Annotated in this window: 12 protein-coding genes; all 12 read left to right on the top strand. The window is 72.0% G+C overall.

Translation table 11 applies throughout. The annotated features are described in order from the left end of the window. Window positions 1-371: hypothetical protein (locus tag E4099_RS33685; protein ID WP_209446670.1), on the top strand; the 371-nt coding region annotated here is incomplete at its 5' end. A 10-nt stretch (window positions 372-381) separates the two neighbouring features. After that, window positions 382-960: a CIS tube protein gene (locus tag E4099_RS19935; protein WP_135340452.1), complete on the top strand. Its 579-nt coding sequence runs from the start codon at window positions 382-384 to the stop codon at window positions 958-960. Beyond that, the gene (locus tag E4099_RS19940) at window positions 960-1,271 is read left to right on the top strand and encodes a tail protein X (protein ID WP_135340453.1); all 312 of its coding nucleotides are present in this window, start codon (window positions 960-962) and stop codon (window positions 1,269-1,271) included. Before E4099_RS19935 ends, E4099_RS19940 begins: the two co-directional genes overlap by 1 nt. Window position 1,272: 1 nt before the next feature. After that, on the top strand, window positions 1,273-2,391 hold the full coding sequence (locus tag E4099_RS19945; RefSeq protein WP_135340454.1) for a phage late control D family protein: 1,119 nt from the start codon (window positions 1,273-1,275) through the stop codon (window positions 2,389-2,391). Window positions 2,392-2,411: 20 nt separating this feature from the next. Continuing rightward, window positions 2,412-3,077 carry a phage baseplate assembly protein V gene (locus E4099_RS19950; protein ID WP_135340455.1) on the top strand — a complete coding sequence of 222 codons (666 nt, stop codon included), beginning with the start codon at window positions 2,412-2,414 and terminating at the stop codon, window positions 3,075-3,077. 8 nt (window positions 3,078-3,085) lie between these two features. Continuing rightward, window positions 3,086-3,433: a hypothetical protein gene (locus E4099_RS33090; RefSeq protein WP_167828425.1), complete on the top strand. Its 348-nt coding sequence runs from the start codon at window positions 3,086-3,088 to the stop codon at window positions 3,431-3,433. After that, the gene (locus tag E4099_RS19955; RefSeq protein ID WP_167828426.1) at window positions 3,430-3,813 is read left to right on the top strand and encodes a GPW/gp25 family protein; all 384 of its coding nucleotides are present in this window, start codon (window positions 3,430-3,432) and stop codon (window positions 3,811-3,813) included. Before E4099_RS33090 ends, E4099_RS19955 begins: the two co-directional genes overlap by 4 nt. Next, window positions 3,810-5,390: a putative baseplate assembly protein gene (locus E4099_RS19960; protein WP_135340457.1), complete on the top strand. Its 1,581-nt coding sequence runs from the start codon at window positions 3,810-3,812 to the stop codon at window positions 5,388-5,390. Before E4099_RS19955 ends, E4099_RS19960 begins: the two co-directional genes overlap by 4 nt. Window positions 5,391-5,395: 5 nt before the next feature. Beyond that, window positions 5,396-8,452, top strand: coding sequence for a phage tail protein (locus E4099_RS19965; protein WP_167828427.1), 3,057 nt, complete (start codon window positions 5,396-5,398; stop codon window positions 8,450-8,452). 15 nt (window positions 8,453-8,467) lie between these two features. Beyond that, on the top strand, window positions 8,468-9,016 hold the full coding sequence (locus E4099_RS19970) for a hypothetical protein (protein ID WP_135340459.1): 549 nt from the start codon (window positions 8,468-8,470) through the stop codon (window positions 9,014-9,016). An 18-nt stretch (window positions 9,017-9,034) separates the two neighbouring features. After that, window positions 9,035-10,936: a DUF6519 domain-containing protein gene (locus tag E4099_RS19975; protein WP_135340460.1), complete on the top strand. Its 1,902-nt coding sequence runs from the start codon at window positions 9,035-9,037 to the stop codon at window positions 10,934-10,936. Window positions 10,937-10,947: 11 nt separating this feature from the next. Continuing rightward, a partial coding sequence (locus tag E4099_RS19980) for a vWA domain-containing protein (protein WP_135340461.1) occupies window positions 10,948-12,395 on the top strand: 1,448 nt, incomplete at its 3' end.

Below are 12,395 nucleotides of genomic sequence, written 5' to 3' on the forward strand. Positions count from 1 at the left end.
CCGGTCCCGCGGGCGCCGTGCCGCCGGCGATCCCCGGTCTGCCGGGGGGCGCCGCTCCACCGGGGCCCCCGCTGCCCGCCGGCGTACCCGGTGCCGCCGTCGTACCGGAGGCCGCCGGTGTACCGGGTGCCGCCGGCGTCCGGCCCCCGCTGCCCCCGGTGCCGGCCGTTCCCGCCGCGGCACCCGGCGGCCCGGACCAGTCCGTCCACGTCGAGGGCGGGATCACCGTGAACATCAACGCCGAGCGGCTGGAGGCCGACGCGGCCCGGCTGCTCTCCGACGAGATCATCCAGCGGATCCAGGAGCGGCTCGCCACGCTCCGCTCCGAACAGGACTTCCGTGCCGGCACCCGCGCCCCCGCACCCGCGTGAAGGTGAGCCGATGCTGACACTCCAGAGTCCGGCCCGGGGATTCCTGTACGGGCAGATCCCCGACCCCTCGGTGCCCGACGTGCTGGTCGAGTTCCAGTACAACCCCACCCAGCTCTCCGACAAGCGGGCGGTCGACTACGCCGCCCTGAACGCTCCGGGCCAACTGCTGCCGCTGCGCCAGTACGTCCAGGGCGGTGACCGCACCATCAGCTTCACCGTCCGGGTCGACGGCCTGTCCCCCGGGCCGGCGGACGACCGGATCCCCATCAGCACGGACGAGGACGGCGGCATCACACCGGAGCTGAACAAGTACCGGGCCCTGGTGTGGCCACGCAACCGCGACTGGCCGAGCGCCCAAGGCAGCTTCACGGGGCTGTACGCCGGCACCGACCGCTTCGCGTGCCCACCGGAGTGCGTCTTCGGCTTCGGGGACCGCACCATCGACTGCGTGGTCACCCAGATCGACATCACCGAACTGCTCTTCACCCCCGCGCTGGCGCCGCTGCGCGCCGACATCGCCGTCACCCTGGTGGAGCGCACACCGTTCGACGACGTGGTCGCTCCCGCCCCGCTGTTGGGGGCCGGCTGATGGCCCCGGCGGCCGGCTCCCGGTTCACCGGCCTTCCCACGCTCACCGTCACCGCGCCCGACGGCTCGCTCCGGCGGGTCGTCGCGCTGCGGCTGCGCCGGCCGGCGGCGGACACCGCGAGCCCGTACCGCCTGGCCGACGGCGAGGGGCTGGACCTGCTGGCCCGCCGCTTCTACGGCACGGAAGCCCTGTGGTGGCGGATCCTCGACGCCAACCCGCCGGTCTTCCCGCTGGATCTGCACACCGGGGACGTACTGAACATGCCCCAGCCCGGTCCGGCCACCCGCACCACCCGCGCGCGGGAGTTCTGACATGGGCACCCGGGTCCCGTACATCAACGTCCGGCTCGAAGGGCAGGACATCACCGACTGGGTCGGCTCCGTCTCGGTGACCGAGGACGATCGGCAGGCCGACAGCGCCAGCCTGACGCTCCTCGACCCCCTCATGGTCTACGCCGACGGCCTGTTCGAGGGCAGCGTCGCCGAGGTCGACCTGGGGTACACCGAGCCCGACCAGCACGCCATGCTGATCCGGGCGACCATCACCAAGGTGGAGGTGAGCTATCCGGACAGCGGTGTGCCCTCCGTCTCGCTGAAGGGCGAGGACCGCTCCATCTCCATGGGGCTGGTCGAGCGCAAGAAGGTGTGGCGGGACCGTACCGTCACGGACATCGTGCGCGCGGTCGCCGAACCGTACGGCTTCGCGCGGGTGGAGGCGTCACTCACCCCGGACCCGCTGGTCGACAGCCGTCCGATCGCCCAGGACGGCAAGACCGACCTGGCCTTCCTCCAGGAGCTGGCGAAGAACCACCACGCCAAGTGCTTCGTCGAACTGGACGAGTCGGAGCAGGAGGTCCTCTACTTCATCCCCGAACGGCGGGTGGTGCGGCTGCGCCGGCCGGACACCCTGGTCCTGCGCTACCGGGAGGGGCCGGGCAGCAACCTGATCTCCTTCTCCCCCAGCTTCGACAGCAGCTACATCGACCGGCTCAAGCAGACCACGGACATCGACCAGCAGGGCCGGCAGATCGAGTCCCAGCCCAAGGCGCCCGAGGAGATCGTGCTGTGGGAGCTGGACGAGGGCCGCCTCTCCCAGGTCGGCTCGGCCGACCGGGAGCGCCTGCGGGTGCTGTACGACAAGGGCGCCCAGCGCAAGCGGGAGTTCCAGCAGGCCCTGTCGGCGCGCCAGGTGACGGTGGGGGTGGTGGTACCGGACAAGGGGGAGCTGGAGGCGGGCAACGACACGCTGGAATCGCGGCGGCTGGGGATGTCCGCGAGCGGCAGCACGGCGGGGACCATCTGGCTGCGTGCCAAGTCGAACGTCATCGTGCACGGCGTCAACGAGCGGTTCAGCGGGGAGTGGTACGTGTCCTCGGTGACCCACAAGATCGACAGCGGGGGCTACAAGTCCGACTTCAAGTGTGTGCGCTGACAGCCCGCAAGGAGGAGCAGGTGCCGGACCAGTACTTCGGGAAGTACACGGGGGTCGTCAAGGACAACCGCGACGACGCCGGGCTCGGGCAGGTGAAGGTGTCCGTCCCGGCCATCTTCCCGCCGGACGAGCTCGTCCCGGCCCGCGCCGCCCTGCCGTACGGCTACCACTTCGTGCCCGAGAACGGGGCCAAGGTCTGGGTCGAGTTCGAGGGCGGGGATCCGGGACTGCCGCTGTGGACCGGTGTCCAGTACGTGGCGGGTGAGTGGCCCGCCGAGGCGCGCTCCGATCCGCCGCAGCTGCGCGTGGTGCGGTCCGCCGCCGGGCATCTGCTCGTCCTCGACGACCGCGGCGGCTCCGAGCGGGTCCGCGTCGCCGACGGCGCGCACCAGCACTCCCTGACCTTCGACGCGGACGGCATCACCCTCGAGGAGGGCGCCGCGGGACACAAGGTCACCCTGACGTCCCAGGGAGTCCGGGCCGAACACGCCGGCGGCGCGGTGATCGAGATGTCCGGGGCCGGCACCAGGGTCGACGCGGGCGCGGGGATCGTCGAGGTGAAGGGCTCGCTGGTCAAGCTCGGCCAGGGCACCAGTCCGGTGATCCGGGTGGGCGACTCGGGCATCGGCAATCTCGGGGCGCCGGTGGTCATGACGGTAACCACCAACACCCAAGTGACGGCCTGAGGAGCGGCATGGGGCTCGGACCGGACCAGCGCACCACCGCGGCACAGTTCGTCGAGGCCATGCGGCCCATCGCCGGGGACAACGTGGACCTCGCGGCGGTCCGGGCCAATCTCGACGCGCTGGGCCTGGCCGTCTACCGCACCCTGACCAAGGACGCGACCGTATCCTCCGACGCCGACTGCGACGCCGCCCTCTGGCAGTGGGTGGCGGAGGTGCAGACATGGATCGAGGGCGTCTCCGCGGCCGTCCAGTCCTGGGCCGCCGCCACCCCGTCGGAGGCGGCGCTGAAGGCGGCGCTGATCGCGGTCCCGGTGCCCGCCGCGGCCCCGGCCTCGCTGAAGGCGCGGATCGTATGAGCGGGGGCACCGGGATGCGCTTCCCGTTCCGCATCCATCCGGGCGGCGGCACCGCACGCGTCGCGGATCTGGAGAGGATCGACACGGAGCTGCGGCACCTGCTGGCCAGCCGGACCGGGGACCGGGTCATGCTGCGCGACTACGGCGCCGGAGTCGACCACCGCCGGCAGGAGCCGGACACCGCGGCGCTGCGGACCCTGCTCCGGCACGACATCGAGCGGTCCTTGCGCCGCTACCTGCCCCAGGTGCGGCTGGTCTCCCCGCTCACGCTGTCCTCGGTCGGCGACGTACTGACCATCACCTTCGAGTACACGGTGGTCCCGCTCGGCGCGGCCCGCCGGCTGACCCTGCCACTCGACCGATCGAAGGAGCGGCGGTGACCGGGGCACCGATCGACTACACGCGGGTCGGGTACGAGGCGCTGCGGGCCGCCATGCTGGAGCTGGCCCGCGAGCGCCTGCCCGAGTGGACCGACCAGAGCGAGAACGATCTGGGCGTCCTGCTCATCGAGCTTTTCGCGTACGCCGCCGACCTCACCCTCTACTACCAGACCCGGATCGCCGCCAACCTGCTGCCGGAGACCGCCGACGAGCCCGAGGCGCTGCTTCCGCTGCTGCGGCTGCTCGGGTACGAGCCCCTGTCGCCGGCCCCGGCCACCGTCGACCTGGAGATCGCCTTCGACAAGGGCATCGGCCTGCCGGTGACCGTGCCGGCCCGTACCCGGTTCAGCGTCACCGAGCCCGGGGGGCATCAGCTCACCTTCGAGAACCTGGCCGAGGTGGTCATCACGGCGCTGCCGCGCGCGGACGAGGACGACCTGCGGCGCTTCCACCCCCTGTCGGTGGTCGAGGGCGTCACCGTCCACGACGAACCGCTGGGCACCTCGGACGGCAGCGGGAACCAGCTCTACCAGCTCCAGAAGCGGCCGGTGATCAAGGACTCCATCGAGGTGACCGTCCACGAACCGGCGGGGGCGACACGCTGGACGGAGGTGCCCTCGCTGGCGGCCAGCACACCCGCCGACCGGCACTTCGTGAGCAGCCGTGACGCCCTGGGCCACGCCTCGGTCCGGTTCGGCGACGGGGTGAACGGCATGGCGCCCCCGAGCACGGGCGCCCTCGCGGCGGCCTCGATCACCGCCACGTACCGGATCGGGGGCGGTCCGGACGGCAATGTGCGAGCGGACCTGTCCTTCGCCCCGTCCTGGCCGCAGATCAAGCAGGCGGTCAATCCGCGGCCGGCGGCCGGCGGGGCCGCCGCGGAGGACCTGGATCGGGCCCGTTCCCTGGCGCCCCGGCTCTTCCGCACCCAGGAGCGGGCCGTCACCCTCGACGACCACGTCGACCTGGCACGGCGGGTGCCGGGGGTGGGCAAGGTCAAGGTGGAGACGACCAACTGGAACGACATCACCTTGTACGTGGCGCCCACCGGACGCGTCGCGGCCCCCTCCGAGCTGCTCAAGCGCGATCTGCTGGCGTACTTCGAACGGCACCGGATGGCCACGGTGAACCTGTCGGTGGTCGGCCCCGCACCGTGCGACATCTATCTGGGCGCCGTCATCCGGGCCCAGCCGTACTTCGCCCGGACCGCCGTCAAACAGGCCGTCGAGGACACCATCGGCTCCTATCTGGCCTTCGACAACGTCGACTTCGGCGGCCCGATCTATCTGAGCAGGGTCTACGACCTGCTCCAGGAGCTGGAGCAGGTCGCCTCCCTGACCGTGTTCAAGTTCAGCCGCGACCCGCGGCTGCCGGCGGACATCGTCACCCATCCGGACGTGGACCCCAGCGGCGTCATCACCCCCCTGCCCAACGAGCTGCCGCGGCCCGGCTACCGGGACGCGCCGCCGCCCCGCACCGGGGGCGAGCACCCCGGCTTCGACCCCGCCACCCGTCAGACGATCTTCACCATCATCGAGGGCGGCATCCCCTCCGACGACGGGGCGGGTGCGGGATGAGGGCCGTGACCGAGGTGCGGGCCGCGCCGCACCCGGCGGGCGGGCGGATCGACCTGCGCTGGCGCAACCCTCCGGCGCGGGAGTTCGCCACCGGACGGCCCTTCGCCGGGATCACGGTGGTGCGCCGCGAGCGGACCTTCCCCCTCGCCCCGGAGGACGGGGACCAGGTCTATCTGGGGCCGGTGGTCTCGGCCGTGTCCGACACCGGGGCCCGGCCGCTGACCACGCACTACTACACCGTCTTCACCCTGACGTCGGACGACCCGCCGGAGGCCACCGCCGACGAGGGATCCCGCGCGGCCGCCTTCGCCACCGCCGCGTACGGCCTGGGGGACGCCCTCTACCGGATGCTGCCCGCCGTGCACCGGCGGTTCGACCTGCCGCTCACCGCGGCGGACGTGGCCCACGCCCCGGCCATCGCCGCCGCCCTCAAGCAGCTGCCCACCGGGCTGCGCGACCGCGGGCAGCTCTACCGGTTCCTGTCGGTGGCGGGCTCGGCACTCGACCTGGTCCGCAGCCTCGCGGAGGGGCTGGCGGACCTCCACGACCCGGACCGCGCACGCCCCGAGTTCCTCGCCCCGCTCGCCCAGATGATCGGCTGGGAGCTGGACCGGACCGCGCCGGTGAGCGTGCGGCGCAGCGAGATCACGGCGGCCCCGTACCTGTACCGCGGTGTCGGCACCGTGCCGAACCTGCGGGCGATCGTGAACCGCTACACCCGCTGGTATGTGCAGGTCGCCGAGATGGCGCAGTCGATCGCCCGCTCCAACACGCCACCCCACTTCCCTGTGTTCGCGGTCGCCGCCGGTGCACAGGGCTGGCGGGGCGCGGACGACGCCGGGCCGGTGCTGGGGTTCGGGGAGCAGGCGATCGCCACCGGGCGGAGGGACGGGCCCGCGGTGCTGATCGGAGACCGCTGCGGCCCGTTCGCGCTCCGTCCGGGCATGCGCATCACCGTGACCGCGGACGACCGCACCCCCACCACCGTGGTGTTCGCGGCCGCCGACTTCCGGGACATCGCGCGGGCGACGGCCGAGGAGGTCGCCGACGTCCTCGACCGCAACCTGTCCGAGACGACGGTCAGCAGCGACAGTTCGGGGAAGCTGGTCATCACCTCGAACACGGCGGGCGCCGGTTCCGCCGTCCGGGTGGAGTCCTCCCTCGCCGACCTGGTGACGCTGGAGGGCGCGCCGGGCGGCCGGCTGAGCGTGTTCGGTTCGCAGCGGCCGAGGCTGTGCTACGAGACGACGGAGGTCCCGGGCGGGCCCGGCACCATCCGGATGAAGACGTACCGGAAGGGCTGCTGGGGTGAGGCCGGTGACGTGCCCACCGGCTCCACGGCGGCCGGGGGTCCCAGCGGCGTCGAGCTGCCCGGGACCGAGCAGCGGCTCTTCCTGGTGTGGGTGGACCAGCCGGGCACCAAGCACTCCCGCCTCCGGTACGTCCAGGGGACCGCCCAGGACCCGGAGGCGGCGAGCCTGCGGACCGGGCACGCCGAGCCGTTCGCCCTCACCCCGGGCTCCCGCCTGGTGGTCCGGATCGGGCGGTGCCGAGCGGGCGTGCGGTTCACCCGCCTCGACCTCACCGATCCGGAGAACGTCTCGGCCGCCGAGCTGGCCGAGGTGCTCTCGCACCGGCTGCCCGGTGTGGAGGTGACCGTCCTGCCCGACCGGACCGTCCGGCTCGCCACCCCGGAGACCGGCGGCGACCAGCGGCTGGAGATCGAGTTGGACTCCTCCGACGCGGCCGCCGCGCTGGGCTTCGGCGCGGGCAACGCCGTCGCCACCGGCACCTGGGGCGACGGGGCGCGGTGGTCGGCGCCCCGGGACGTCCCGGTGGCGGCGCTGGGGCGGGTCGCCGAACCGTTCGCGGTGGTGGAGGACCTCCACCGGGTGCGGTTGTTCTGGTCGGCCCACGACGGAACGCGCTGGACCATCAGGACCGTCCGCTGGGAGGACGGCACCTGGGCCGGCCATGAAGTGGTCGCCGAAGGGGGCGGCGGCAACCGGGAGCCCGCCGCGGTCACGGTCTCCGGGGCGGGCGGCGACACCCTGTGGGTGTTCTGGTCGAAGCGGCAGGGCACCGGCACGGAAGACGATGTATGGACGCTGATGAGCCGACCGCTGGACCTTGCCTCGGGGACCTGGGGCCCGGAGCGGCCGCTGACCGCGCCGCGGCCCGGACCAGGCCGCTCGGCCGACCGGGAGCCGGCGCCCGTCCGATCATCCGACGGCGGCCTGCGGGTCTACTTCAGTTCCGATCGCTCCGGCGAATCCGGTGTGTGGTCCCTCGACATGGCTCCGGACGGGTCCGTGCCGGCACCGCCGACCCCCGTACTGACCGGGCCGCCCGAGGACCGGTGGCCGGTCCCGGTCAGCGTGCCCGGCGTCGGGACCGACTGGCTGCTCTTCCGCAGCGACCGGGGCGTGGCGCTGTCCGGGCTGGCCTCCCGCACGCTACCGCCCGCCGAGGACCGGTCCGCCGTACCGGCGACCGCCGTCGCCTCACCACCCGAGGCGGTCGCCGGCGCGCGGGTGCTGGACACCGGCACGCTCCGGCGGTACGCGGGCAGCACCACCGTCACCCTGGCCGCCGTGAACCGCAACAAGCGGCGCAGGCAGTGGGACGACCTGCTCTCCTACACCCCGTGCAAACCCAGGGGTGCCGCGTTCGGCGAGCAGTTGGAGGACGGCGACCTCTACACCCGGGGAACCATCGCCCTCTTCATCAGTCCGCTGGTGCCCGACGCTCCGCTGTCGGCGGGGTTGGAGGAGCAACTGCGTCCGCTGCTGCAAAGGTTCCTGCCCATCGGCACCCGGGCGGTGCTGGTCTTCGCCCCGAGGACGACGACCGAATACCTGTACTCGCCCGGCCATGACATCGCCGAGTCCTACGCCGACGACTACCCCTACCTGGAGTTCTTCTCGGATCCCGGCGAGACCGTGCAGGCGGCGCTGCCCGAGTGGGTGACCCTGCTCGCCACCACGGCGGGACATGTCTCGGCCGACCCTCACGACCTGACCACCTTCCGGCGGCGGGCCTGGTTCCCGCCACCCGCCTGACCGAAGGGAAGCGGCATGACGACCGACACGGGACCCGCGACCGCATCGCCCACCGGCGAGTACCGGGACGTGCTGCTCGACCCGACCGGCCGGGTCGTCTGGGACAGCGGAGTGCGCCGGAACACGATCGTGGCGGACTGCCGGCGCCTGCTGTGCGGATTCATGCACAGCGGCGACACCCAGACACGCGGTATCACCGGGCTGCAGCTCGGCCAGGGCCAGGACAGCTGGGACCGCCCGCCCGGCCCGCCACTCGCCCTCCCGTCCGACACCAAGCTGGCCGACCCGGCCCCGTACACGGTCGAGGCATCGTCGCTGCAGATCGACTACCTCTCCGGCCCCGACGTGGTGGACGCGCCCACCAACCAGTTGCAGATCGTGGCCACGCTGGGGCCGAACGTGCCGCCCTGGCCGGACGGCACGCACGTGGACCGCACTCTGCGCGAGTTCGCGCTGGTCGGCTCGCTCGGCACCCAGACCGTCCTGATCGACTACGTGATCCACCCGGCGATTCCGCGGGATCCCGAAAGCACGTTGAAGCGCACCATCCGGCTCGTCTTCTGACCCTCAGGGAGTCCCTTCATGGCCGTGATCTCGCAGTCCACCTTCGATCCGCTGCGCCGCTTCGTCCGGGTGAGGCTGCAACAGGGCGTCCCCATCGTGGACGCGGATGTCAACGAACGAGAGGACATCCAGAAGTTCGAACTGCGCGCCTTCCTCAAGTGGTTCGTCGGCGACGGCGTGCCGGAGGGGAACGACGGTTTCCGGATCGTCGGCACCGGACTGGCGAACGACTTCGAGATCCGGTCGGGGGTGACCGGGTCGGTGGACCCGCTGGCCATGATCGGCCGGTACCTGGTGGACGGGCTCGACGTCATGATCGAGAAGACCGTGACGTACACCCAGCAGGAGCTGCACGAGAGCCACGGCGCCTCGGCCGCGGACAAGGCGGCCGCCTGGAACGTTCCGTTGATCAGGAAGATGGAGTCGATCCCGGCGTCCGAGCACACGATCCTGGTCCACCTCGACGTCTGGGAGCGGCTGGTGACGCCCAGCGAGGACCCCGACCTGATCTTCGCCGGGTTGGGTACCGAGAGCTGCGCCCGGTGGAAGCGGGAATGGGTGGTCCGCACCCGGGCAGGCACCGAACTACCCAAGACGGGGGACGAGGACTTCCGCCCCCAGCACGCGTACACCCCGCTGGCCCTCATCGCCCGGCGGGACGGCGACGCGCGGGTGCTCCCCGGCGATGTCACCGACCTGCGCCAGCAGCGGCTGCTGGTCCCGCCGGCCAACCTGATCGAGGACGTGCTCGGCACCGAGCCCGCGGACTACCGGCGAGGGCAGGGGCGACCGCCCATCAGCCTGCGCGCGGCGATCAACGCGCTGCTGCGGGGAGAGCTGCCCAGCACACCCGACGCTCCGGTCGCCGCGTCCACGGGGAACCAGGTGATGGGTCGGGCCTTCGCCTTCGACCAGAGCGGCGGGCTGGTGGCCTCCTGGTACGGCGGGGAGACGGGCGGGGTGGAGCAGGTGGCCGCGGCCCGGATCGACCTCTCCACCGTCAAGGAGGGGTTCGGCGCGCCGAGCCTGGTGACGTCGGGCGGCCCGCACGGGGAGCCGCATTTGGTGGCACTCCCTGGGGAGGACCTGCTGTTCGTGTACCGGTCGGGATCCTCGGCGTCGGCCGACGTGATGTTGAAACAGGCCCCGCTGGCCGGGCTGGGGGCAGCGGTCGAGACGCCGGTGTCCGCCGTAGCCGGCACCAATGAGACCCTGCCGTTCGTGGCGGTGACCGGCGATGTCGCGACGATCTTCTTCCACAGCTCGGCCACGAACCGCTGGCAGTACCGTCGTTGGCGGCACACGGACAAGACGTGGGCGGACACCGCGGGCGCGGTCGAGCTGTCCAATCAGACGGCCACCGGCCGCCAGTTCCACGCCGCGGTCGGCCAGGACGGCGGTATCTGGGCGGCCTTCACCGTCCAGGGCGGCATGCAGGCCCTCCGACTCGATCCGAAGAGCGGCACCGTGGACCATCAGGAGACGTTCGCCAACCAGCGCACCGACCCCTCTGTGCTGTGCACCCGGGAACAGGACACCTGGGTGTTCTCGGTGGACCCGGTGGGGGTGAAGGCCATCCGGTTCCATGGCACGGATTGGGAGCAGGAGAACCTTGTCGTGTCCCCGAACTCGGAGATCAGCTCCCTGGGGCACCCTTCCGCGGTGGAAGACCAGGACGGCTCCATCTGGCTGGTCTGGAACGACGCGTCAGGCCATGCGACCGACCTCTTCGTGATGCAGCGGGATCCGGTCTCCGGCGAGTGGGACGTGCTCCATCCGCGGCGCCTGACGACCTCCCCGAAGGACGACCTCGCCCCCTTCGCGCTGATCGCGCCCGACAACACCATCTGGATCTTCTGGTCCTCCAACCGCACCGGTGCCCAGAACGTGTACTACAAGCGGCTGATCACCGCCGTCTGAGGAGGAAGGCCATGCCCCTACCGAGCATCAGCCCCACTGCCGTCGGATCACCGGTCTACACCGTGCACCAGTCCAAGGGCCTGGTCGCCGACCTCCGGCTGGACGTCGGCAGCACGGCGCCGTTCCCCTTCTTCGCCCTGCGCTTCCCGGCGGACGCGGACATCGTCCAGGTGACCCTGATCAGGGGGACGGAGTCGGTCGAACTTCCGTCCGCTCCGGGGTCGGACGACATGACCCTCGGCAACCGCCGTGTGCTCGCCGAGGCCATGGAGGACGGCACGGACATCGTCCTCGGTGTCGAGGTCCGGGCCGCCTCGGCGCCGGCCGTGGGAGAGGTCTGGTCGGTCCGCGCACAGGCCGGTTCCCCCCAGGCGCAGTGGCAGTTCACCCAGTCGGACAACGCACCCGGCGACCTGACCATCACCAGGATCATGTGCGATCCGCTGGCCGGCTTCACCATCGGCGGACCGGCTGGGGTGGGCCAGCAGATGACGCTCACCGCCCTGCCGGCCCGCGGCACGACGACCGACCCCACCGTGGTGGGGATTCCCGCGCCCACCACGGCCTACCGGTGGAGCAAGAGCGGCGCTGTCACGATCCCCGACTTCCCCGGGTGCTCGACCAGCCCGCAGAGCGTCTTCACCATGCCGGTGGTGTACGCCCCCAAGACCATCGAGATCACCGAGGAGGTGTGGTTCGAGACCGGCTGCCCGGGTCCCGTCGGGATGCTCAGCAGCACCTCGGCGCCGCAGACGCTGACCATCGAGGCCGGTCCGCGGCACCTGGCCCTGGTACTCGACCGCTCGGGCAGCATGAGCGGTCCTCGCTGGCAGAACGCCACCACCGCCGCCCAGATCCTGGGCAACCTCTACGTCGCCATGCGCACCGGCATCAACCCGGCGGACCGGATCGAGCAGCTGGTGTTCGAGGACACCTCCTGCTCCTGGCACCCGATCCCCGATCCCCTGATCCAACCGGTCCTGGCGGCCTCCGACCCCGACACGGCGGACGGCTTGATCTGCGATCTGGAATACGGCCCGGCCGGTTCCTGCACCCCCATCGGCGACGGACTGATCCGGGCCATCGACGACCTCGCCGCCCTCCCCGCCCAGGCCGACGCGGAGTACACCATCGTGCTGCTGACCGACGGCTACGAGAACAGCGGGTCGGTGTGGGTCTCCCCCAGCACCCCGCTGCCCGCGGGCACCTCCGGCATCCTCTCGTTCGCGGTGGCCCGGCAGACGGGTGCCGCCCGGCAGCGGGTGAACCAGCGGCTGTCCCTCTACACGATCGGGCTGGGGGCCACCGTCCAGGAGGACGTGCTGGACTCCCTGGCCGCCCAGTCCCAGGGCGTCTACCGGCATGTCGTCGAGGTGTCGCAGATCGCCGACGCGATGGCCCAGATGGCCGCCGCGTCGCACTCCGCCGAGCGCGTGCCCTCCACCCCCGACCCCGGCAC

Origin of the sequence: Streptomyces palmae, assembly GCF_004684805.1 — a bacterium.
Taxonomy (GTDB): domain Bacteria; phylum Actinomycetota; class Actinomycetes; order Streptomycetales; family Streptomycetaceae; genus Streptomyces; species Streptomyces palmae.

Bases quoted from the DNA above. Each gene is read 5' to 3' on its own strand.
- E4099_RS19935 (WP_135340452.1), top strand. From the start codon at position 382: ATGCTGACACTCCAGAGTCCGGCCCGGGGATTCCTGTACGGGCAGATC.
- E4099_RS19940 (WP_135340453.1), top strand. From the start codon at position 960: ATGGCCCCGGCGGCCGGCTCCCGGTTCACCGGCCTTCCCACGCTCACC.
- E4099_RS19945 (WP_135340454.1), top strand. From the start codon at position 1,273: ATGGGCACCCGGGTCCCGTACATCAACGTCCGGCTCGAAGGGCAGGAC.
- E4099_RS33090 (WP_167828425.1), top strand. From the start codon at position 3,086: ATGGGGCTCGGACCGGACCAGCGCACCACCGCGGCACAGTTCGTCGAG.
- E4099_RS19955 (WP_167828426.1), top strand. From the start codon at position 3,430: ATGAGCGGGGGCACCGGGATGCGCTTCCCGTTCCGCATCCATCCGGGC.
- E4099_RS19970 (WP_135340459.1), top strand. From the start codon at position 8,468: ATGACGACCGACACGGGACCCGCGACCGCATCGCCCACCGGCGAGTAC.
- E4099_RS19975 (WP_135340460.1), top strand. From the start codon at position 9,035: ATGGCCGTGATCTCGCAGTCCACCTTCGATCCGCTGCGCCGCTTCGTC.